General features: G+C 56.0%; 19 protein-coding genes. 9 read left to right on the top strand and 10 right to left on the bottom strand.

Features of this window, described 5'->3' with window-relative positions:
* Positions 1 to 125: 125 nt before the first annotated feature.
* The 10 genes from ACR3EQ_RS18155 to ACR3EQ_RS18110 form a co-directional block, all read right to left on the bottom strand.
* Positions 126 to 518 carry a hypothetical protein gene (locus tag ACR3EQ_RS18155; RefSeq protein WP_170617499.1) on the bottom strand — a complete coding sequence of 131 codons (393 nt, stop codon included), beginning with the start codon at positions 516 to 518 and terminating at the stop codon, positions 126 to 128.
* 680 nt (positions 519 to 1,198) lie between these two features.
* Positions 1,199 to 1,369 carry a hypothetical protein gene (locus tag ACR3EQ_RS18150; RefSeq protein ID WP_170619310.1) on the bottom strand — a complete coding sequence of 57 codons (171 nt, stop codon included), beginning with the start codon at positions 1,367 to 1,369 and terminating at the stop codon, positions 1,199 to 1,201.
* Positions 1,370 to 1,454: 85 nt separating this feature from the next.
* On the bottom strand, positions 1,455 to 4,547 hold the full coding sequence (locus ACR3EQ_RS18145) for an efflux RND transporter permease subunit (RefSeq protein ID WP_480491449.1): 3,093 nt from the start codon (positions 4,545 to 4,547) through the stop codon (positions 1,455 to 1,457).
* On the bottom strand, positions 4,547 to 5,644 hold the full coding sequence (locus ACR3EQ_RS18140; protein ID WP_170617212.1) for an efflux RND transporter periplasmic adaptor subunit: 1,098 nt from the start codon (positions 5,642 to 5,644) through the stop codon (positions 4,547 to 4,549). The genes ACR3EQ_RS18145 and ACR3EQ_RS18140 overlap by 1 nt, the downstream gene beginning before the upstream one ends.
* Before the next feature lie 584 nt (positions 5,645 to 6,228).
* Positions 6,229 to 7,644 carry an FAD-binding oxidoreductase gene (locus ACR3EQ_RS18135; RefSeq protein WP_480491447.1) on the bottom strand — a complete coding sequence of 472 codons (1,416 nt, stop codon included), beginning with the start codon at positions 7,642 to 7,644 and terminating at the stop codon, positions 6,229 to 6,231.
* Between the two features lie 109 nt (positions 7,645 to 7,753).
* Positions 7,754 to 8,011 (bottom strand): DUF4242 domain-containing protein, encoded by a 258-nt coding sequence (locus ACR3EQ_RS18130; protein ID WP_170617216.1) that lies wholly within the window; start codon positions 8,009 to 8,011, stop codon positions 7,754 to 7,756.
* A gap of 26 nt (positions 8,012 to 8,037) precedes the next feature.
* The gene (locus ACR3EQ_RS18125) at positions 8,038 to 11,637 is read right to left on the bottom strand and encodes an adenylate/guanylate cyclase domain-containing protein (protein WP_480491445.1); all 3,600 of its coding nucleotides are present in this window, start codon (positions 11,635 to 11,637) and stop codon (positions 8,038 to 8,040) included.
* A gap of 133 nt (positions 11,638 to 11,770) precedes the next feature.
* The gene (locus ACR3EQ_RS18120) at positions 11,771 to 12,832 is read right to left on the bottom strand and encodes a YeeE/YedE family protein (protein WP_480491443.1); all 1,062 of its coding nucleotides are present in this window, start codon (positions 12,830 to 12,832) and stop codon (positions 11,771 to 11,773) included.
* Between the two features lie 43 nt (positions 12,833 to 12,875).
* Entirely contained in the window at positions 12,876 to 13,184 is a 309-nt protein-coding gene (locus ACR3EQ_RS18115) for a metalloregulator ArsR/SmtB family transcription factor (protein ID WP_170617300.1), read from the bottom strand.
* A 100-nt stretch (positions 13,185 to 13,284) separates the two neighbouring features.
* Positions 13,285 to 13,659 (bottom strand): thioredoxin domain-containing protein, encoded by a 375-nt coding sequence (locus ACR3EQ_RS18110; RefSeq protein ID WP_170617222.1) that lies wholly within the window; start codon positions 13,657 to 13,659, stop codon positions 13,285 to 13,287.
* An 80-nt stretch (positions 13,660 to 13,739) separates the two neighbouring features.
* Here ACR3EQ_RS18110 and ACR3EQ_RS18105 point away from each other — a divergent pair, with 80 nt between their 5' ends.
* From ACR3EQ_RS18105 to ACR3EQ_RS18065, 9 genes are all read left to right on the top strand, one after another.
* Positions 13,740 to 14,480 (top strand): cytochrome c biogenesis protein CcdA, encoded by a 741-nt coding sequence (locus ACR3EQ_RS18105; RefSeq protein ID WP_170617224.1) that lies wholly within the window; start codon positions 13,740 to 13,742, stop codon positions 14,478 to 14,480.
* 14 nt (positions 14,481 to 14,494) lie between these two features.
* Positions 14,495 to 15,073 carry a SoxW family protein gene (locus ACR3EQ_RS18100; RefSeq protein ID WP_170617226.1) on the top strand — a complete coding sequence of 193 codons (579 nt, stop codon included), beginning with the start codon at positions 14,495 to 14,497 and terminating at the stop codon, positions 15,071 to 15,073.
* Between the two features lie 131 nt (positions 15,074 to 15,204).
* Positions 15,205 to 15,681 carry a sulfur oxidation c-type cytochrome SoxX gene (gene soxX, locus ACR3EQ_RS18095; protein ID WP_170617228.1) on the top strand — a complete coding sequence of 159 codons (477 nt, stop codon included), beginning with the start codon at positions 15,205 to 15,207 and terminating at the stop codon, positions 15,679 to 15,681.
* A 46-nt stretch (positions 15,682 to 15,727) separates the two neighbouring features.
* Positions 15,728 to 16,144 carry a thiosulfate oxidation carrier protein SoxY gene (gene soxY / locus ACR3EQ_RS18090; protein WP_480491440.1) on the top strand — a complete coding sequence of 139 codons (417 nt, stop codon included), beginning with the start codon at positions 15,728 to 15,730 and terminating at the stop codon, positions 16,142 to 16,144.
* Positions 16,145 to 16,178: 34 nt separating this feature from the next.
* On the top strand, positions 16,179 to 16,508 hold the full coding sequence (gene soxZ / locus ACR3EQ_RS18085; protein WP_170617232.1) for a thiosulfate oxidation carrier complex protein SoxZ: 330 nt from the start codon (positions 16,179 to 16,181) through the stop codon (positions 16,506 to 16,508).
* Positions 16,509 to 16,578: 70 nt separating this feature from the next.
* On the top strand, positions 16,579 to 17,424 hold the full coding sequence (soxA, locus tag ACR3EQ_RS18080; RefSeq protein ID WP_170617234.1) for a sulfur oxidation c-type cytochrome SoxA: 846 nt from the start codon (positions 16,579 to 16,581) through the stop codon (positions 17,422 to 17,424).
* A gap of 87 nt (positions 17,425 to 17,511) precedes the next feature.
* Positions 17,512 to 19,209: a thiosulfohydrolase SoxB gene (gene soxB / locus ACR3EQ_RS18075; RefSeq protein WP_170617236.1), complete on the top strand. Its 1,698-nt coding sequence runs from the start codon at positions 17,512 to 17,514 to the stop codon at positions 19,207 to 19,209.
* A gap of 64 nt (positions 19,210 to 19,273) precedes the next feature.
* Positions 19,274 to 20,545 (top strand): sulfite dehydrogenase, encoded by a 1,272-nt coding sequence (gene soxC, locus ACR3EQ_RS18070; RefSeq protein WP_480491438.1) that lies wholly within the window; start codon positions 19,274 to 19,276, stop codon positions 20,543 to 20,545.
* Positions 20,529 to 21,587, top strand: coding sequence for a c-type cytochrome (locus tag ACR3EQ_RS18065; RefSeq protein ID WP_170617240.1), 1,059 nt, complete (start codon positions 20,529 to 20,531; stop codon positions 21,585 to 21,587). Before soxC ends, ACR3EQ_RS18065 begins: the two co-directional genes overlap by 17 nt.
* Positions 21,588 to 21,620: the final 33 nt, after the last annotated feature.

The raw sequence follows: 21,620 nt of genomic DNA, 5'->3' as shown, positions 1-21,620 counted from the left end.
CACGTTCTTCGACGAGCGGTAATTGTCGGTCAGAAGCGTCTCGAAATCAAGTTCATCGGCAGCTACCCGTCGGGCGAAACTCGCGCCAACCAACCGCTTGGCTAAGACATGGATGGTCAAGACCGTCACGAAGCGAGCATCTTAGCCAAACAGCAGACGCAAGCGTTCCCGGAACCCCCCATAAGATGCGGCAAGTCGTGGCGCAGAATATTGTGCCCAATAACATGTGCGAAACCGGCGCAAAACAGGTCGAGCTTTTCAAGCGCGGCTTTCAGGTCACCTTTCCGATGAACGATCCCCTCTCCATCGCCTTCCAGCACGGCTGCAAAGGCGAACAACTTGGCTTCCTTGGGATCAACCTCCAGATCAATCGACAGACAGCGCGACAAGATTTTGGATTGTTCCCGCGGCATTTGAATACTTTTAGTTCCCGGCGGAATAGCCTCTGGCTTTTCAAGCGGCTGTGTTCTGCCACGGCCAAGGGCCTTCGATATGCCACGGGAAATTAAGTTTTTCATATCGGCAAGTTATTTATTCATCCCAGGGAACGGAACCTTCGGCAGCCATTTGACCAAAAATGTTCCCCCGATGCCATGTCAGATTTATTGAGTGCGGCCAGTTTCTTTTTTTTGGGCTTCCAGATCTTCCCATCCGGAACCAACAGCCGGTCGACAACATCACCCGGCACCTTATTGCGAGAGCGGAGCTGGCAGGATCCTAAAAGGCTTTTTGATCATAGTTCGCTTGTTCCCCGGCCCGTCGGTCTTTTGCCAATGCAGCGAACATCCGGCTCTTGCCCAGAGCGCAAAATTCGTATGGCCGACGAGTCCCCAAACGCCAAAACAATCAAGAGCAAAAAGTGAGACACATGACTGAATTCAAACCGATCCCCAAAAATCGCCCATTGAGCTTTTTCCATTTATTTTAATATATTTCAATATGTTGAAAAATATCCTGCCACTCCAGCCAGGTCATCGGAACATCGAACGACAGCAGGCTCTTGGGGCGGAACCCTCAAGGAAATGCTCCCGTTTCTGGCCCAGTGGTTTCGGGGTTTCTTTTTTATCTTCACTCCTTGGCGGTTACGATGAGCCGTAAACCTGCCTTAATCAAAACACCCCAAACTGTCTCATTCGTGCTGATGTTGGCCGAACGACAGTGAGCGTGATGGTTATGGCAAATCTCAGGCCTTCAAGATTCACTTTGGTGCTTCACCAAAGTAGCCTCCAAAGAATGCGACCATTGCAAGCAATACGCCGACCAGTATTGCGATGACCCAAAGTGCTCCGCTGCCCTTGGCAAAATATCCCATCGAAAGCAGGCCAACTACGAATATTCCCACCAAGAAATACAGTATTGTATTGTCCACCTTATCCCCCCAAACGCTAAATCAATTGCGCAACCATCTATCTCACTCGGAAAAAACTGATCCGACCGTGGTTCGAAAGGCCATGTTAAACGGCCTGTGGTGATTGTCGGATACCATTCAGCGTGGCGAACAAAACCGGGACGAGGATCATTGTGAGCATCGTGCCCACCGTCAATCCGCCCATGATCGTGACAGCAAGACCCACCCAAAACACGTCCGGCAGCAGTGGTATGACACCCAGAACCGTGGTTGCCGCGGCCAATACGACGGGGCGCAGTCTTGAGGCGCCGGCATTCAAAACGGCGTCGTATCCCGGTTGACCTTCAGCCAAGTTGTCGTTGATCTGATCGATCAGAACAATCGCATTCTTGATCATCATGCCAGCCAGGCTCATGCCGCCGAGCAACGCCACAAACCCGAAGGGTGTGTTCGTGAGAAGCAAGCTGGGGACGATGCCTATCAGCACAAAAGGCACGGTCAGAAAAATGACCAGCGGTCTGCGATACGAGTTGAACAGGCCAACAACGATAAGAGCCATGATCGAAAACGCGGGTATCATTCCGGGGATCAGGGACGCCTGAGCAGATACCGTGTCCTCGTACTCTCCGCCCCACTCCATGCTGTAGCCTTGCGGCAAGTCGGCCTCCAACGCGTCAAAATCGGCGATAACTGCGGCGCGATAGCTTGGCAGGGTAACGCTGTCGATGGGGTTGGCCTGAACGGTGAGAACTCGGCGCCGGTCGCGGCGATTGATCGTTGGGTCTTCCGGCTGGATATTCACGCCGCGCACGACCTGGGCCAACGGGACCGGTTCCACTGAAAACGGAGACTGCAGTTGCAGAAGTTCAAAGTTGTCCACGGCGGCCACATCTTCCGCGCCGGGCCGGACGATGATCGGCAGCAACTCATCGCCCTCGCGGTAGAGGCCAACCGAACGGCCGTCAAACGCGCGTTTCGTCGTGTTGCCAAGGTCTTCATACGTGATGCCCGTCCATCGTGCCCGGTCCTGGTCATAGTCAGGCACGGTCTTCAGGACCCTGTTGCGCCAATCGGTGCGCGCCACCTTCGTCCATTGATGCTGATCCAATATCGCAACAGCCCGGTCGCCAATTTCGCGCAGGGTTTCGGGATCGGCATCTGCCGGGCCGATGATACGGTTTTCAAACGCCCAGGTATTGCTGGGGCCCACACCAAACTGGCGCGTGAACGAGGTTGCCTCGGGCATATTCTCGGACATCCACAGCGAAATGGCTTTGGTCATCTCGGGAATGTCCCGGTAATCCTGGACGTTCACGATGACTTGCGCGTAGGACGGATTGGTCCCTTCGGGATCGACGGGCAAGTAGAAACGCGGCGGGCCTGCCCCGATAAAACTTGCGATACCAGTCACGCGGTCATCCATTTCCACCTGCTCTTCGATGCGTTTGATGGCTTCTGACACGGCTTCAATCCGCGTTCCCTCGGGCGCGTAATAATCGATCATGTACTTGGTCATCGAAGAGGTTGGGAAAAACAGTTGTGTGACCGAACCAAAGCCCACGCCTGCGACAACCAAAGCACCCAGGGCTACACCGATCGTCAGGTAGCGAACCCGGATCGCGGCGGCCAGAAAACGGCGGTAAACGGCGTAGAGACCGGTGTCAAAAGTCTCGCTGGCTCCGCCCTTTGGCTCGGGCAGCATGGCAACACACTGCAGTGGCGTGACCGTCATGGACAACAGCCAACTGACCAGCAGCGCAATCCCGACAACCGAGAAAAGTGTTCGGCAGTACTCTCCCGCGCTCTCGACAGATGCAAAGATCGGGTAGAAGGCCATCACGGCGACGAACGTGGCCCCAAGCAGGGACATGGCGGGGCGCGTTGCGGCGTCGATTGCGGCTTTCGCGCGATCCATGCCTTGCGACATCCGAACCATTGCGCCATCCGCCACGACGATTGAGTTGTCGACCATCATGCCCAGCGCAATGATCAGCGCGCCCAAGGACATGCGCTGAAGATCTATGCCCAGCATCGCCAGCGGAATGAAGGTGGCGAGTATCGTCAAGATCAACCCGCTGCCGATGATGATGCCCATCCGAACACCCATCGCCAAGGTCAAAACGACCAAGACAATCGCGACGGCCTGTCCGAGGCTGATCAGGAAACTACTGACTGCCAGATTCACGTCGTCGGACTGCCAATGAACCCGCTCAACCTCGATGCCCACAGGCAGGGCCGCGATCAGTTCAGACACTCTCGCATCTACAGCTTCTCCCACTCTGACGACGTTGACACCTGACTGGAAGGATATCGCCAATCCAATGGACGGAAGACCGTTATAGCGCATCATGGTGGTCGGTGGATCAGCGTAACCTTCCTTGACCTCGACAACTTCACCCAGCCGGAGCAGTTCCGGGCCCCGACGTTGGCCGCTTTGAACCTGATCCAGACCGCTTGGCCGCACCACCAGATCTGCAATGTCCGTCGGGCTGGTGAATGTACCGCTTGGCGCAATCCGCATGCGGTAGTCGCCAATGTTCACCCGCCCCGCATCCACAATCGCGTTCTGCGTCTGCAAGGTGCTGAGAATGGTCTGAGCCGATACGCCCAGCGCAGCCAAAGTTTCTTCCCGTGTTTCCAGATAGATGACCCTGTCGCGCTCTCCCCACAGATCGACGCGTCCGACACCGTCGATCAATGAGAGTTCTCGCTTGAAGTCTTCGGCAAACCGGTCGAGTTCCTGGGCGGCAAACCCATCAGATGTCATGGCCAGCAGAAGCCCGAAGACATCACCGAAATCGTCGTTGATAGCAGGACGGCCTGCGCCAGGGGGCAGGTCTGTTTCCACGTCCCTGACTTTGCGGCGCAGCGTGTCCCAGATCTGGGGAAGTTCATCGGACCAGTAATTCGGACGGATCTCGACCTTGATGGTCGAAATGCCGGCCCGGCTTTCGCTCGAGATGTAGTCGATTTCCTTGATCTCTTGAAGCTTGAGTTCAATCCGTTCGGTGACCTCCTGCTCAACTTCTTCAGGGCTGGCACCGGGATAGGGGGTGGTTACAACTGCGGTCTTGATGGTGAATTCGGGGTCTTCCAACTGGCCAAGACTGAAGAACGCCGAAATGCCGCCCAACGTAAGCATGACGACCGTAAACCAAACAAACTTGGCGTTGCGGACTGCGAATGCGGCAAGGCCCATTATTCCGGATCCTCAGAAAGCAGCGACACCTTCTGGCCCTCTCGCAAAGAGTTCGCGCCGGCCGTAACGACCACGTCGCCGAACTCCAGTCCTTCGCTGACGGCGACCCCTTGCGACCGGGGTGTGCCAAGCGCAACCTTCCGTGCGGTCACGGTTTCCGAGGCTGCGTCAAACACCCAGACATGAGGGGCGGTTTCCCCTTCGGGCACAAAAACCGCGCTGGCAGGAACCGTGATCGCGTCAAATGGCTCGTGCCCTTCCTTTGGCTGACCGCTGACACGCCCTGCCATGCCCGGAAGAACAAGCGAGTCTTCTGGTTGCTCCATAATCAGCGTGACGGGGAAGGTTCGGGTGGTTGCAGAAGCTTCAGAACCAATCTCACTGATCTCGGCAGGCAGGATCACGTCCCCTAAAGCGTCAAAAGTAACGGTTATGTCCTCGATATGCGGGATCAGGGCGATGTATCGTTCGGGGATATCGATCACCACTTCGATGTGCTCCGCATCCAGAATGCGCAGAACCGGGCTTTGTGCCGCGACCTCTTCAAAATCCTCGATGTATTTTGCGACCACACGCCCATCGAATGGCGCAGTCAGGCTTGTATAGGTCAAATCCAAGGTGGCCCTGTCCAGCGCGCCCTGGACAGAATTGATTGCTGCCTGAGCTGATGTTTCACCCGCGACAAACCGATCAAGTGTCGCTTGCGCAGCAACGTCTTTTTCAACCAATGAACGTTGCCGGTCCGTTTGAAGCTTGGCGTTCTCGAACGTCGCCTGCGCGCTCTCAAGTTCTGCTGAAAGCCGATCGACCTCGGCCTGGTATGGGGCCGGGTCCAAGGCTGCGACAACGTCGCCCTTGGCCACCAGGTCGCCAACCTGAACGTCCACTCCGACCACGTTGCCCGGGACGCGAAATGCCAGGGACACCTCGCGCGCGGCTCTGGCTGTTCCAACAAAATACCGGTCATGCAAACTGGACAGATCGGAAATCTCGGTTGCTCTGACGGGACGGACGACCGTTTCGGCTGTTTCCTCTTCCTTCTCCCAGCACCCCGTAAGCGACAGGAGGGCAAACAACCAAACAGAAAATCTCTTCATTTCCCCCTCCCGTGCTGGCCGCTTTTCCTACCGTCGTCTTCGTGAAGGCGGGCCAACTTGAAAATCCAACGCTAAAAGCTGTTGGAATTGTACGCGCTTATGAAACAAAGTCAAAAATCGGAATTTGTCGAGGAAGTATCAAAAAGAAATCTGTACGCATCTATCCAAAACCGAATTGGCGTCGTCGGATATGCTCGTTCAGAGAAAAGCGGATAAGTGTCATCCAAAGGTCTGGACAGCCTGCAATGGCTATTTAGACCCAGTGTGTAGTTTAGCCCCCCGAGAATGAGAGCGGCGGGCGCACTACCTTATTGATCACATGCGCGCTGCTCAGGTCGGGAAACGAGGGCCGGTTATGGTGAAGCTGGCGGAACGCTTCGATCAGCAAGACCGGCAGATATGCAATGCACAGTTCTCTCTTCGCCGCCTCATTCGGTTGATTTCGAAACCGGATTCGTATGGACCCTCAAGACGGCAATCAAGAGCTCCCTGCGGGCTTTTGGCACACCCAAGTGAGCATTTGTGCGGTACCAAATCAGGTTACGGGTCTCTACTCAGCCCGACCTTGCAAGCACGGCATGGCCTCACCCGGGCAAGATGTTGTGATTGATCCTGAACAGATTATTTGGATCATAGTTGCCTTTGATCTTTGTTAGCTTCTCCCCATGCGCGCCGTACGCGCAAGTCATATGATCCGCTTCGTCCTCTGGCATGAAGTTCACATACGCGCTGCCAGTCGAATGTGGTCGCATCTGCTCATAAAGCCTGCGCGCCCATTCAATGCATTCTCCGTCCTTGCTGGGGTCTTCCCAGCGCGTGTGAACGTTCATGATGAAATGTGCCGATCTTTCCGGATACGCTGTCGCGCTGGATTCAACGCGGGCCATTGCGCCACCTAGATGGGCAATGAAGACTTCGCACGCCGGGTCGGGAAGGCTGGAAATTGCCTCCAGCAGACCCGCTATCGCATCCGAGGATAGCGCATCGAAATCATGGCTTTTCCAATAGTTCCGGGCCCCGGGCGTCAACAAGGGGTCAAAGGCGGCTTGCCAGTCCACGAACTTGTGCGGTGATATGACATCGGCAATCGGTTCGCCGAGCGCACGTAAGGGTGACATCGCCTTTTCACCCTCGCCCATCGGTCCACTATAGCAAGCCGCAAAGATCAGCACTTCCCGCCCATGCCATTCCTCCGGCAGGAAAGGCAGAGGCGGTGCTTTGCGCATCACGCTCCAGACGGTCAGTTCATCAGGGGAATTGTCTGCAATGGCCGCAAATTGGGCAAGAAGCTCCGACGCTTTTTCGATCGGATGTACGATCAGGCCTGACAGAACATCGGGTCCGAGGTCGTGCAACTGGAACTCGAAGGAAGTCACGACCCCGAAATTTCCACCCCCACCGCGGATGGCCCAGAAAAGCTCTGGGTGGCTCGTGGAAGAGGCCGTTACAATCGCGCCGTCTGCGGTCACGACTTCTGCCGAAAGCAGGTTGTCGATAGTCATGCCGAATTTCCGGGTGGTCCATCCAAAGCCACCGCCCAAGGTCAGACCTGCGATACCCGTGGTCGAGTTGATGCCAACGGGAACGGCAAGCCCATGAGCCTGAGTTTCGCGATCTACGTCGCCAAGCAGTGCACCTGGCGCAACCCGCGCAATCTTGTTGACCGGATCCACGTGTACAGACCGCATCTGGGACAGATCGAGCATTACGGTCTCGTCTGCGACAGCATGACCTGCAATCTGATGCCCACCGGACCGGACCGACATCATGAGGCCTGCGTCTCTGACAAAGTTCACTGCCTTCTGGACATCACTCGCCCCCATGGCGCGGATTACGAACCCGGGATAACGCTCGAACATACTGTTCCAGGTCGTCCTTGCGTCTTCATATTCCGAAGTTCCCTGCAGGTAGACACCGCCACGAAGTGAGGCATCCAGCGCGTCCAGCGCTTCCTGATCCACAGTTGCTGTGCTTCCGTCGAGTGTTTTCAGGTCATACATGCTTAGGCCTCCCCATTGTCAGGTCAGGCTTCTTGCACGGCTGCCTCATGTACTTATGAAGCCCTTCACGAAGGAGCTACGTTCTTTCAGGTAAAAGACCGGCTGACGGTCAGGCGAATATGCCCGGATCGATCTGATCCACAGGTGTTATGACATCGGCAGGAATGTTCAGGCGCTCGGCCGCCTTTCTGAGGCTCTCCTCATCAGGGGCTTCATACAGGCAGTATGTTTTGCGCTTGTCTGCGCTCAGGAACGAGAAAATCCACTCGACGCCGACCTCGTCATTGATCTGCTTGATGTGGATTTTGTCATCGTCGGTGACGTTCAGTTGCTCGGCGAATTGTCTTTCTATGATGTACCTTGGCATGATGCTCCCCCAAGCATGGTATGGCCTTAACTGGCTGTTCCTTCGAGCTTTGACCTTAAGGAAACCATACTCAATTTCTGCGAAGTTGCCAACGCTTCCCCTTCCAGTTGAAACGCCAACTTCAGATCATCCGTTCGACCCCGGCGCCGCAGCGCGGATGCGTAGGCTGCCTTGCTATGCGCAATCCAGGGCGGGCATTTCATGTGCGTGTCTATTTCGATAGCCTTTTCGAACATCCTTTCGGCAGTATCCCAGTCCTTCAGCAGCGCGGCCAGACTGCCAAGGCGTCTCGCAGCAGCCCCGGTGCAAACTGTGGTTGCCCCAGCGGTGATCGTCAGCTCTTCGTATGGGGCAAGCATGTCAAAGAGGGTCTTGGCATGCTTAAGGTTCTCAACGGCGACGCAAATGTCGGCAAGATAGGACAATGTGGTCGAATACATGGCATCCGGTGGAAGATCGAAGCCATTTTCTGCCATTTCGTTCAAAATGCGTTCGGCTGGTTCTGTATATCCCAACTCTGCCGCGATCAGGCCAAAGCCCGGTTTCCAGGAAATATCATCGGGGCTGTCCGTCATCAGTTTTTTGATCACCGGCGCGACCTCGTGCAGACGGTTCTGTTCGCGGCGGATGGTGAACATCTGAACACCGAAGACGCCCTCAACGTGTTCGCCGTGGGTCTTCCGACCTATCTGCACCGCCTCGGTTGCATGCTTTTCGGCCTGGTCAAAATCGCCGTCCATAATTGCAATCATGGCGCGTGCGTGTTTCTGAACCCAGTAGAGCTGCAGATGGTTTTCCTTTTCCGAGTTCTCCGCCAGCAATTCGAGCGATTTGTCCATCAGGTCTCGGTCGGCCATTTCGGCTCCGACAAACAGGCTGAGTGTCCAATTCCGGCCCTGATCAATACTTCCCAGGTTCTCGGCCACCCGATGCATGGCATCGAGGTTTTCACGCCAATGGCGTGCCTCTCTTCCTTTGCGCGCGACAAACGGCGCGCCAAAATGCATCATCATCACAGAGAACTGGGATTTGTAATCACCCAGTCTCGCGGCCAGTTCCATGGATTGCTGGCCAAAACGCACGCCCTCGGAAAGCTGGCCAGCAAACATGTGCGCGCGCGCAAGTTGGCTCATCAGCCTGCACCGGCGAACTTCGTCATGGTCGGGCAGGTCCTTCAGCGCGTCGTCACAAAGTTCAATTGCCTCGCTGTATTTCTCGCTCGACATCATACACGAATCCGCAAAGTGGTTGGCCGCATCTGCAGCGAGCTCTACGTCACGTATGACACGGGCTGCGTCCGAAGCAGCTTTCAAGACCGCTATACCCTCTGGCAACTGACCCAGGCTGTCATGGCTGCGACCGATCAGTATTTTGCTCTTGATCGTTTCAGCACTGTTCTCAGGTCCGAGATTTTCCGCTGCCTTGAGTGTTTCCCGGGCGTTGACCATCGCCTCTTGACTAGCGGATCGCCCGAGGGCCATTTCAGTCGCAGTGCGCCATTTTTCGAACGCAGCGGGCCATTCTTCGGCCTCTGAAAGATGGCGGGCGACCAATTCGGGTCTGCGTTCAATCTCAGCGGATCGCATCTGCAGCAAAGCGCGCGCCACACCTGAGTGCTGCTGTCTTCGGGTAGAGCTCAACATAGACTGATAGGCAGTGTCACGAATAAGGGCATGTCGGAAAACGAAATGCCCACGATTATGCCCGCTTTCAAAGATCAGGCCGGTACGAGAAAGCTCTTCGAGACGCTTGATGATGTCGGCTTCATCTAGGCTCATTGCGGCACTTAATATGCTCGGCTCAAACTCCCGGCCAATGACGGATCCCGTAAGCGCGACTTGTTTGGCCTCTGGTGAAACCGCATCGAGCCGCGCCATCAACGCACCTTTCAAAGACGACGGTATGTGGATTTGTCCCTGCTCTCCGGCTTCCACGATTGCACGGGTCAGTTCCTCGACGAACAAGGGCACGCCATCCGTCTTCTCAACAATTGCGGCGATCAGCGCATCGTCCGGATCCTGACCGGTAATATTGCGAACCAGATTGAAGACATGAGCTGAATCAAACCGCCTCAGCAAGAGGGTCTGAACGTGCGAGGCTCCATCGTCACGGGCCATTTCCCAGCCCGGTCTGTGCGTTATCAACATCATCAGGGGAAGATCGGTGCAAATCGCTTTGAAACGCTCCAACAGGGCCTGCGTCGAAGGATCGATCCAATGAGCATCCTCAACGCACAGAATAACCGGACGCACGTTTGACCGAACCTGAACCGCGTGGATCAAGGTTTGAATTGTTAGGTCGCGCTGCTCCTGCGGCGTCAAGTCGAGCACTTCTCGAGCGAGCGCGCTACGAGGCGCGACCAAGGCGGCGAAAACAGGCAAGACCTTCTCCCAGTCCAAGCCTTTTCTGCCCTCCAGCATCTCCCTGACATGGTCGAGGATCAGATTGTCATCAAAGTCAGGTTCAACATCCGCGTCCTGGGAAATTCGCTGCGTAACCGGGTGGAAAGGACTGCTGGTCAGATAAGGGGAACAGTTCAGTCTTATCACATCGGCTTCGTCAGTTGCGGCGACTTCTGCAAGGAATTCCTCTGTCAGGCGCGATTTTCCGATTCCGGCCTCGCCCGCCAGAAGGACAACTTCCCCATGACCGCTTTTGGCACGTTGCCACGACTGCAAAAGGATCCCTTTTTCGTAATCCCTGCCAATCATGGCGCTGCCGGCGTCATTTCTGTGTGAAGCGCGAAAACGGCTCTCCGCGCTGCGCTCCGAAACTACTTTCAACAGAGTGCGTGGTTCTCTGAACCCCTTGAGTTCGGTTTGCCCAAGAGATTTGAACTCGAAAATCTGATGCAAGGCTGCTTCGGTTTCTTCAACAGACAAGACGACTGAGTTTGGTTCTGCATATTCCTGCAACCGAGCCGCAAGATTGACGATCGGGCCGGTCATTGCGCCTTCTTCGTAAGTGTTTTCTCCGACCGTGTCGCCGACCACCACATCACCACTCGCAACGCCCAGCCTTACCGACAAACGCTCGCCGTCCGGCGTTTTAAGTTCTTTGACCCGTCGAACAGCCTCAAGACCGGCCTTTACCGCGCGAACAGCGTGATCTTCATAGGCCGTTGGCCAGCCGAAGAACACCAGAAGGCCATCGCCCAGATATTTCGCGACGTAGCCGCCATATCGGCTTACCGCCCCTGCGACGGCATCCTGGTAATTCTGCAACAGACCCCGCATGTCTTCGGGATCCAGGCGATTGGTCAGTTCTGTCGAGCCAACCAGATCAGCAAACACGACTGTTAAATGTCGCCTCTCAGCGGCTGTTTGTGTTGTAGATCTTCTTTTCGATGGACTTCCACTTTCAGCCTCATCAGAAACAAATGCCTCATCCTTCTCATCGACTCGCCCGTCCGCTGACTGGGGTGAAGTGGGCAATTTCTGTTGGCCACTCAGTTCCCGAACCGCAGCGAGAATGATTTTTCGATGACCCAGACTTACCCCAAGCTCCTTGAGGTCGTCGCTTGTCAACAATGGCAGAACGCGCGCATCGATATCGTTTTCCGCAAAAGCATCTGCGTACTGACTCAATCCGAGATCATTTAGCCACTTTTCAATTTCGACCGACATATCTGGATCATGATGAGGTATGAGGCGCTAATCAAGAAAACGCTATCAACACGAACTGATTATTGGCGAAAGAAACTCACCGACGTCAGGGAGGCGGCGGGAAGTTGTTTCCGGTTGGCGTTGAATTAGGAACTCAACGCTCAGTTATGAAAGACAGCCCTGAGACGAGTTGCCTCAAACCAAGGGCTGCCCCGGCGAAGATCGCAGCGAATGTGACGGGCGCGCTGTAGGCAAGAAGTGAGAAGGCAGAGATGCCTTGTCCAACGCTGCATCCAACCGCGATGACCGCGCCCGGGCCCATGATGGCGGCACCCAGCATTTGCCGCTTGAGTTCACGTGGATCCTCGCACGCTTCCCACCGGAAATGGCCCTTGGACCAGGATCCAAGGAACGCTCCGATGAGAACACCTGAGACCGAACCGACAGCAAAGGAAAGCGTGGTGCCGGACGCCGTCATCAGATAGAGTATCGTGTCACCCAGCGGCTTTGCGAATGTATGGGTCTGCACCGTCTCTCCGTCAAAGCCATGAGACGCAACCCGATACGTTCCAAGCCAACCTGAGGCGACCGCCAGTCCTACGGCTGTGCCCCAAAATACCCGCGACGGGGTGCGGCGAAACCGTTCGTTTGCCAGAGCGAAACCCACCGTGGCGGCGCCGACAAGCGTGCCAATCAACCAGGCCGGAACAGAGGTCAAGCGCTCGGCCAGTAAGCTGATGCTCTGCGGCTGGCCGATATCCATTTCCACAGGAAATACCGAAACCCTGAGATACGCCAAAGGGCCCGACATCGCGACGTATGCTGACAGACCAAGGACAGATACGATTACGAATGATCGGAGGTCACCGCCCCCCAGCCTTGCCAATGCGCCGTAGCCACAGTTTCCACTGATGGCCATGCCGTAGCCGAACAGCAACCCCCCCACGATCGAGCCGAGCGGGTTCCACGATTGTGCAAGATATGTCGTTTCGACGGGATCGAGCCAACCCAACGCCATAGCCACGTGGCTACCGACAATGGCCACACCGATTGCCATCGCCCACATTCGCAGCCGCCCATCATCATCCGCGTATAGGTAGTCCTCAATCGCGCCCAACGTGCAGAAACGACCGATACGTGCCGCCAATCCCAACACTATCCCGCCGATCAATCCGATCAGGGCAACGGAATTGGCGTCTCCCAGCAATTCGAACATGGCCAGTCCCCTCCCAAAGCTGGCGGCCTTTCAGACAGGGCCTCTAATTTTCCCTGCAGAAAAGATCGTAAACAACCTCGAGAATCTGTGTCGATCGGTCGTCAGCCAGTCTGTAGTAGATCGTTTTTCCTTCGCGCCGGGTTTTGACCAGACCTTCGAAGCGCAGGCGAGACAGTTGTTGAGAGACCGCAGCCTGCCGAGCCGATAGCATCTCCTCCATCTGGGTGACGGATTTTTCCCCCGAGGACAAATAGCACAGGATCATCAGACGCCCTTCGTGACTGATAGCCTTCAGGAAGTTTGATGCCGTCTGGGCATTTTCCATCATTCGGTCCAGATCTTCCGCACACATGTCCTTCGAGAACACAGGCAGTTTCGATGGTTTGTCCAACAAGAATGCCTCGCTGTCTTGGCTTCACGTATTCAAAACAGTTTATATAATTTGCCGCCAATTAGCCAGAGGTCTCAATCGGTATTCCTGCGTCACGAAGCAAAACACCCAACATGCCCCAGAAAAAGTCCTCGCCCGGGTAGCCTTCAATCCGGCCGACCTCGTGGCCATTGTCCAACAAAACAAAGGTCGGCGTGTAGTAGAGAGGTTTTGTCAGAGAAATACCGTCTGGCAGTGCTGCGTGGATATCGACGCGCTGCAATGGTGCGGTATGTCCTTCGGGCGTTTTCGGGTAGATCTGAGAGATTTCGGAATCCCAACGGGCGCACCATATACACCCATCTTCCTCTGCCATCAGAAGTGTCATTTCGGCCCGCGAAGACACAGGGGAAACAAGCAATGTGATTGCCAGAACAAGCAAGAGTAATTGACGCATCTCAAGATCCGATTGACCGCAGCATTATATCTTTACTATTTTGAATGTGTGAATGATAGCGTTTTGGGACGGGTTTGACCATGCTCGACATTACATTTGCAGGAGCTTTGGTCGCGGGGCTTTTATCTTTTCTCTCTCCCTGCATCCTGCCGATTGTGCCCTTCTACCTCAGCTATCTGGCGGGTGTCGGGATGGAGCAGATTTCAGCAGGTTCCGCCATTTCGCCCGGCGTCCGTCGCAGGGCCACGTTATCTGCAATCGCATTTGCGGCCGGGATCATCACCGTATTCATGGCTCTCGGAGCGACGGCTTCGATTTTTGGGCAGTTGGTCCGAGAGTATTTTGACATTCTACGCTGGATCGCGGCGGCCATCATCATTGCAATGGGACTGCATTTCCTTGGGCTTGTCCGCATCGGGTTTCTGTATCGCCAGTTTCGCGCGGACATAGGCGAGACGTCGAATATAAGCCTGATCGGAGCCTACGTTCTTGGACTGGCCTTTGCTTTTGGCTGGACACCCTGCGTCGGACCGGTGCTTGCGGCAATCCTGTTTACGGCGGCAGGTACCGAGACGGCCTGGCGTGGTGCAATGCTTTTGTTCGTCTACGGTGCAGGAATGACCGCGCCGTTTGTTCTGGCGGCCTTTTTGGTTCGCCCGTTCATGCAATGGATGGCGCGGTTCAGGAAGCATTTGCCTTTGATCGAAAAGGCAATGGGCGGGCTGCTGATTCTCTTCGGCGTGCTGATTGCAACCAACTCTATCAACCTCATCGCCCAGTGGATGCTGGACCATATGCCCTGGCTCGCGGCGATTGGCTAAGACAGGAGGAAGACATGAACCGAGTATTACTTTTCCTGGCAGCGTGCCTGTTGGGTGGGGCAGTTTCCGCTGCGGAACTGGGCGACGACGGCTTGCACAAAACGCCGTGGATGCGCGATACGTTCAAGGACCTCCGCGAGGACCTTGAAGAGGCTTCAAGTGAAGGTAAGCGCTTGGTTTTATTCATTGAACAACAAGGCTGCATCTATTGCAAAAAGATGCATGATGAGGTTTTTCCCCAGCCTGATCTGGCGGTGTATATCGAAGACAACTTCTTTGTGGTCCAATTGGATTTGCATGGAAGCACCACCGCCACCGACTTTGACGGGGAAGAAAATGAGCAAAGAGCGCTGATGCGCAAGTGGGGGATTCTGTTCACCCCGACGCTTGTTTTTCTGCCGGAAGAGGTGCCCGAGGACGTCACAGCCATCAATGCGGCGGTTGCCGTCATGCCAGGCGCGTTCTCCAAAGGAACAACCCTGGATCTTTTTACTTGGGTCAATGAGAAACGATACGAACTTGATAATGGTGAAGATTTTCAACGATACCATGCGCGGCGCATTCAGGAGCGAAACAATATTTCGCAGGACTGAGCGATAGCGTTACAAATAAAAAAATTCATTTTGATGAATTTAATGTTGCGACGAACCCTGCCCGTCGACTACGGTACACCAAAGCTTTGGGCCGCAAAGCGCCATCGGCGCGGTAGCAAATGGGAGGGATCATGAAGCTGAGACTCTTAACTTTGGTCTGCGCAATGACAGGTGTCGCCGCTTATGCGGCAGGCACAGGCCCGAAAGACGTAGCCTATGATGATTATGGTGCAATCGAGGTCTCTCTGACCGGCGTTGCAGGTGATGCCGAAAACGGTGCGATCATCGTCGGAGACAAGTCCAAGGGCAACTGCGTGGCCTGCCATGCGGTTACGGCCTTGGCGGAAATTCCGTTTCATGGAGAAGTTGGACCGATGCTGGACGGAGCTGGTGATCGTTGGAGCGAAGCAGAACTTCGCGGTTTGGTCGCAAATGCCAAGATGACGTTTGAAGGAACGGTCATGCCCGCCTTCTACAAGGATGACGGCTATATTCGCCCCGGCGACGCCTATACCGGCAAAGCTCCGTCAGCGCCTTTGACGACGATCCTCACCGCGCAGGAGATCGAGGATGTGGTCGCATTTCTGGCGACCCTGAAAGAGGAATGATCACGCGTTAAGGCGTGAAATTGCGAGAATCCGAAGGAGATTGAAAATGGAACTTTCTCGTCGCGAGACTCTGGCCCTTGGCCTGAGCGCCGCGTTCCTGACACTGATGCCGCTCCGCGCCAATGCGGCCGCCAAAGATGCCATCGCGGCGTTTACCGGCGGGGCGGACATGGCGGACGGTGGTGTCACCCTTACGGCGCCGGAAATTGCCGAGAATGGCAATACTGTACCGATTGAAGTCAGTGCGCCGGGTGCTTCCGCAATTCTGATCGTGGCGGCAGGTAACCCCGAGCCGGGCGTTGCCACGTTCAATTTCGGCCCTCTGGCGGCCGAACAGGCTGCTTCCACGCGCATTCGGCTTGCCGGAACGCAGGACGTCATTGCCGTGGCCAAGATGGCGGATGGCAGCTTTGCCAAGGCATCCGCGACCGTAAAAGTGACAATTGGCGGCTGCGGCGGCTGATCGCCACGCGCCCTGAAGAACAGGAGTTCAACCAATGGCATCCGGTGTAAAACCCCGCGTCAAGGTTCCCAAGACTGCCGCTGCTGGCGAAACGATCACGATCAAAACGCTGATCAGCCACAAAATGGAAAGCGGTCAGCGCAAAGACAAAGAAGGAAATGTCATCCCGCGTTCGATCATAAACCGTTTCACCTGCGAGTTTAACGGTGAACTGGTCGTTGATGTGACGATGGAGCCGGCGATTTCGACAAACCCGTACTTCCAGTTCGAAGCAACTGTGCCCGAGGCCGGTGAGTTTGTCTTCACATGGTACGACGATGACGGTTCTGTCTACGACGAAAAGAAATCGATCGAGATCGCCTGACGGCTCGACCGCTAAGGCAGGTCAGCGCCGGTTATGAGTTCTGGCGCTTGTCCACCAAGGGAGGAACGTAATGAAAACTAAGGCACTTACGGCGATTGCAGCTATTCTGGCTTTCCCAATGGCGGCGGTGGCCGAACCAGACGGCGACAATCTCGTGATCAACGACGAGCTGGATATGATCTCGGTAACCGCGGCACCGGCGCATGTCGAAAACTTCGACAAGATCTATTCGGGGTGGCATTTCCGAACCGATGAAACCCAGGCGCTTCAAATCGACGATTTTGACAATCCGGCGATGATCTTTGTCGACCAGGCGGCGGACCTGTTCCAGGCGGCCGATGGTGCCGCTGGTGAAAGCTGTGCCTCGTGCCATGATGGCGTGGAAAGCTTCAAGGGGCTGCAGGCGTCCATGCCCAAGGTCGATGCCGAAAGCGGCAAGCTGATGGTTATGGAAGATCTGATCAACAAGTGTCGTACGGATCGCATGGAAGCCGATGCCTGGAAATGGTCCGGCGGCGACATGCAGGGTATGGTCGCGCTGATTGGTCTGCAGTCACGCGGGATGCCGATGAACGTCGCTATTGATGGCGATGCCGCCCCCTATTGGGAGCAGGGTAAGGAAATGTACTACACCCGCTATGGCCAGTTGGAACTGAGCTGCGCCAATTGTCATGAGGACAACTGGGGCAACATGATCCGGGCGGATCACCTGAGCCAGGGTATGATCAACGGATTTCCGACCTACCGCCTGAAACAGGCCAAGCTGATTTCGCGCCACAATCGTTTCCGTGGCTGTATTCGCGATACGCGGGCGGAAACCTTTGCCGAAGGATCGGATGAGTTCCGCGCGCTGGAGCTTTATGTTGCTTCACGTGGCAACGGGCTGTCGGTCGAAACTCCGGCCGTGCGTCAATAACACTGAACCCGCGCAAGAGATGTCTTGCGCGGGTTTTCGACTGATTAAACATTCACACATTTATATGTGAAATAGGAAAGCCGATAGATGATTTCGCGACGTGACTTCCTGCAGGTTTCGATGGCCGCTTCCGCGCTCTATGGGGCGTCCGGGTTTGGAAACTGGGCCAGACTTGCCGCGCAGCAAAGCCTGACGCAGGATCAGCTGCTGGAGTTTGAGACTTTTGGCAATATCAGCCTGATCCATGTCACCGACATACACGCGCAACTCAAGCCGATCTATTTCCGCGAACCCGAAGTCAATCTGGGTATCGGCGACGCGCGCGGGCACATGCCGCATGTGACGGGTGCCGCGTTTCGCAAAGCCTACGGGATCGAGGATGGAAGCCCGTCTGCCTATGCACTGACCTACAATGATTTCGCGGCGCTGGCGAAGACCTATGGCCGGGTCGGTGGTCTGGACCGGGTCTCGACAGTCATAAACGCTATCCGCGCTGACCGCCCTGATGCCCTGCTTCTGGACGGCGGCGATACGTGGCACGGCTCTTACACCTGCTACCAGACGGCTGGGCAGGACATGGTCAATGTCATGAACGCGCTGAAACCTGACGCGATGACATTCCATTGGGAATTCACCCTGGGCAGCGACAGAGTCAACGAAATCGTCGAAGGTTTGCCCTTTGCCGCCCTGGGCCAGAACATCTTTGACGCCGAATGGGACGAACCCGCCGAGCTGTTCCAACCCTACAAGTTCTTTGACCGGGGCGGCGCAAAGGTCGCCGTGATCGGGCAGGCATTCCCCTACATGCCAATCGCCAACCCGGGCTGGATGTTCCCGGAATACTCTTTCGGTATTCGGGACGAAAACATGCAGGCCATGGTCGACGAAGTGCGCGATGCCGGTGCCGATGTTGTCGTTGTCCTCAGCCACAATGGGTTCGACGTTGACAAAAAGATGGCCGCACGGGTGCAGGGGATCGACGTGATCCTCAGCGGTCACACCCATGATGCGTTGCCCGAGCCAGTTCTGGTTGGCAAGACCCACATCGTCGCGTCGGGTTCGAATGGCAAATTCGTCAGCCGCGTGGACCTGGATGTGCGGGATGGCCAGATGATGGGGTTGAAGCACAAGCTGATCCCGATCTTCTCGGACGTTATCGCCCCAGATCCTGCCATTTCCGCCTTGATCAACGATCAACGGGCACCTTTCGAAACGGCATTGAGCAAGGTCATCGGTAAGACCGACTCGCTGCTTTACCGCCGGGGCAACTTTAACGGCACCTGGGATGATCTGATCTGCGATGCCCTGATCAACCAGCGCGAGGCGGACATCGCGATGTCGCCCGGCGTCCGTTGGGGGCCGTCGATCCTGCCGGGGCAGGACATTACCCGCGAAGACATCTGGAACGTCACCTCGATGTCCTATCCGAACGCGTATCGCACGGAAATGACGGGCGAATTCATCCACGTCATCCTCGAAGATGTCGGTGACAACCTGTTCAACCCTGATCCCTATTACCAGCAGGGCGGCGACATGGTGCGTGTCGGCGGGCTTGGCTACCGCATCGACGTAACCAAACCGCAAGGCCAGCGGATCAGTGAAATGACCCTGCTCAAGACCGGCGAGGCGATTGATCCGTCGAAAACCTACGTCGTGGCGGGTTGGGCCAGCGTCAACGAGGGCACCGAAGGCCCACCCATTTGGGATGTCGTCGAAAACCACATTCGCGGCCAGGGCACCGTGACCGTCGAGCCGAATACATCGGTCGATGTCATCGGCGCCTGAGGCCGCGGCCGGAACTTGCAACACATAAACAAAATTTGCTGATCGAGTAACGGAGGCAAACACGATGAGTGAAAACTCCAGAGAAAAGGCACCCTCCCGCCGCCAATTTCTAAGTGGCGCGGCCGCCGTTGGAGTAGGAGCAGTCGGCGCCGGAGCAGCGCGCGCTGCCGGCCCCGATCCGCTGATTACCCAGGTTCAGGAATGGGCACAGGCCACTGGTGAGGGCGTGGATGCGACCCCCTACGGGTTGCCGATCCAGTTTGAAGACGACGTCGTGCGCCGCAATGTCGAGTGGCTGACCGCCGACACGATCAGTTCGATAAACTTCACACCGATCCACGCGTTGGACGGTACAATCACGCCGCAGGGTTGCGCGTTCGAAAGGCATCATTCAGGCGCCATCGAACTGAGCAAGGCGGACTACCGCCTGATGATCAACGGGTTGGTCGATACACCCCTTGTGTTCACCTACGAAGACCTTGAACGCTTCCCGCGAGAGAACCGCGTTTATTTCTGCGAGTGCGCTGCAAATACAGGTATGGAGTGGGCCGGTGCGCAACTGAATGGTGCGCAGTTCACCCATGGAATGATCCACAATATGGAATATTCCGGCGTATCGCTTCGCACCCTGCTGGAAGAGGCCGGCGTGAAGCCCGAAGGCAAGTGGGTTTACGTTGAAGGGGCGGATGCATCCTCGAACGGGCGCTCGATCCCGCTGGAAAAGGCCATGGACGACGTGATCGTGGCCTTCAAGGCCAATGGCGAGGCGTTGCGCAAGGAACATGGCTATCCGGTTCGCCTGGTCGTCCCCGGTTGGGAAGGCAACATGTGGGTCAAATGGCTGCGCCGCGTCGAGGTCACGGAAATGGCGATTGAGAGCCGCGAGGAGACTTCGAAATACACCGACACGCTGGAAGACGGCACATCCCGCAAATGGACCTGGGTCATGGACGCCAAGTCCGTTGTAACGTCGCCCAGTCCACAGGCTCCGATCAAGCACGGACCGGGACCCTTGGTGATCACGGGGTTGGCCTGGTCTGGAAGAGGCTCGATCACGGGTGTCGACGTTTCCGTGGACGGGGGCAAGAACTGGATTCCGGCCCGACTGGCAGCGCCCGGTACGGACAAGGCGCTGACCCGCTTTTATCTGGACTACAACTGGGACGGGTCCGAAATGCTTCTGCAGGCCCGCGCGAAGGATTCCACAGGCTATGTCCAGCCAAGCAAGGCCCAACTGCGTGAAGTGCGCGGCGAGAATTCAATTTACCACAACAATTGCATCCAGACCTGGTGGATCAAAGAGACCGGAGAGGCGGAAAATGTCGAAGTATCCTGAGCTGTTAGCCGCCTCCGCCCTTGCTTTATGTTTGGCCGTACCGGCTTATGCCGAAAAATTCGGGCTTGGACGGCCAGCACTGTCAGAAGAGATTGCGGCGTGGGATCTGGACGTCGCTCCGGACGGAACCGGTTTGCCGGAGGGTTCTGGTGACGTGTTCACCGGAGAAGAGGTCTTTGCCGAGCAATGCGCGATCTGCCACGGCGATTTCGCGGAAGGCGTGGACAACTGGCCCAAACTGGCGGGCGGCGAAGGCACACTGGCCGACAAGGACCCTCTGAAAACAGTCGGGTCCTATTGGCCCTATCTTTCGACGGTCTGGGACTATGTGAACCGGTCCATGCCCTTCGGAAACGCACAGTCGCTGGAAACGGATGATGTCTATGCGATGGTGGCCTATATCCTTTATTCCAATGACATCGTCGATGACGAGTTTACTCTGTCGCACGAGAATTTCCTCGAAGTCGAAATGCCGAATGCAGGCGGTTTCATCGTGGATGATCGTGAAACCGCTGAGGCCCATTTCTGGACCAGCAAACCTTGCATGACCGATTGCAAGGAAAGCGTGGAAATCACGATGCGCGCGGCTGTTTTGGATGTTACGCCTGAAGAAACCGCAGCAAAGGCGACCGAGGCGCAGCCTTCGGTTCAGGAAGCATCGGTGGAGGTCGAAGAGAAACCGGCGGAAGCTACAGCAGTAGAACAAACCGCCGCACTTGATCCCGAGATGATCGAAAGCGGAAAGAAAGTTTTCAAGAAGTGCCAATCCTGTCATCAGGTCGGTGAAAGTGCCAAGCACCGGACGGGCCCGGCCTTGAATGGGATTATCGGAGCAAATGCCGGTGCTTTCGAAGGGTTCAAATACTCCAAGGCAATGAAGGCGGCCGCCGATGACGGCCTCGTCTGGACTGACGAAGAAATGGCGGCGTTTCTGGCAAAGCCCAAAGCCTACATGAAGGGGACGCGAATGTCTTTCGCGGGACTTAAGAAAGAGGACGATATCCAGGCGGTCATTGTCTATCTCAAGTCGTTCGGAGGCTGACCATGGGGTGGCCGAAGGTACTGAGTTGTGCTG

This window comes from Ruegeria sp. AN11 (assembly GCF_056536005.1).
This window is presented reverse-complemented; position numbering and strand designations above follow the sequence as displayed.

Coding starts and splice junctions, on each gene's coding strand:
- ACR3EQ_RS18155 (WP_170617499.1), bottom strand. CDS start 518: ATGAAAAACTTAATTTCCCGTGGCATATCGAAGGCCCTTGGCCGTGGC.
- ACR3EQ_RS18145 (WP_480491449.1), bottom strand. CDS start 4,547: ATGGGCCTTGCCGCATTCGCAGTCCGCAACGCCAAGTTTGTTTGGTTT.
- ACR3EQ_RS18140 (WP_170617212.1), bottom strand. CDS start 5,644: ATGAAGAGATTTTCTGTTTGGTTGTTTGCCCTCCTGTCGCTTACGGGG.
- ACR3EQ_RS18135 (WP_480491447.1), bottom strand. CDS start 7,644: ATGTATGACCTGAAAACACTCGACGGAAGCACAGCAACTGTGGATCAG.
- ACR3EQ_RS18130 (WP_170617216.1), bottom strand. CDS start 8,011: ATGCCAAGGTACATCATAGAAAGACAATTCGCCGAGCAACTGAACGTC.
- ACR3EQ_RS18125 (WP_480491445.1), bottom strand. CDS start 11,637: ATGTCGGTCGAAATTGAAAAGTGGCTAAATGATCTCGGATTGAGTCAG.
- ACR3EQ_RS18120 (WP_480491443.1), bottom strand. CDS start 12,832: ATGTTCGAATTGCTGGGAGACGCCAATTCCGTTGCCCTGATCGGATTG.
- ACR3EQ_RS18115 (WP_170617300.1), bottom strand. CDS start 13,184: ATGTGTGCGGAAGATCTGGACCGAATGATGGAAAATGCCCAGACGGCA.
- ACR3EQ_RS18110 (WP_170617222.1), bottom strand. CDS start 13,659: ATGCGTCAATTACTCTTGCTTGTTCTGGCAATCACATTGCTTGTTTCC.
- ACR3EQ_RS18105 (WP_170617224.1), top strand. CDS start 13,740: ATGCTCGACATTACATTTGCAGGAGCTTTGGTCGCGGGGCTTTTATCT.
- ACR3EQ_RS18100 (WP_170617226.1), top strand. CDS start 14,495: ATGAACCGAGTATTACTTTTCCTGGCAGCGTGCCTGTTGGGTGGGGCA.
- soxX (WP_170617228.1), top strand. CDS start 15,205: ATGAAGCTGAGACTCTTAACTTTGGTCTGCGCAATGACAGGTGTCGCC.
- soxY (WP_480491440.1), top strand. CDS start 15,728: ATGGAACTTTCTCGTCGCGAGACTCTGGCCCTTGGCCTGAGCGCCGCG.
- soxZ (WP_170617232.1), top strand. CDS start 16,179: ATGGCATCCGGTGTAAAACCCCGCGTCAAGGTTCCCAAGACTGCCGCT.
- soxA (WP_170617234.1), top strand. CDS start 16,579: ATGAAAACTAAGGCACTTACGGCGATTGCAGCTATTCTGGCTTTCCCA.
- soxB (WP_170617236.1), top strand. CDS start 17,512: ATGATTTCGCGACGTGACTTCCTGCAGGTTTCGATGGCCGCTTCCGCG.
- soxC (WP_480491438.1), top strand. CDS start 19,274: ATGAGTGAAAACTCCAGAGAAAAGGCACCCTCCCGCCGCCAATTTCTA.
- ACR3EQ_RS18065 (WP_170617240.1), top strand. CDS start 20,529: ATGTCGAAGTATCCTGAGCTGTTAGCCGCCTCCGCCCTTGCTTTATGT.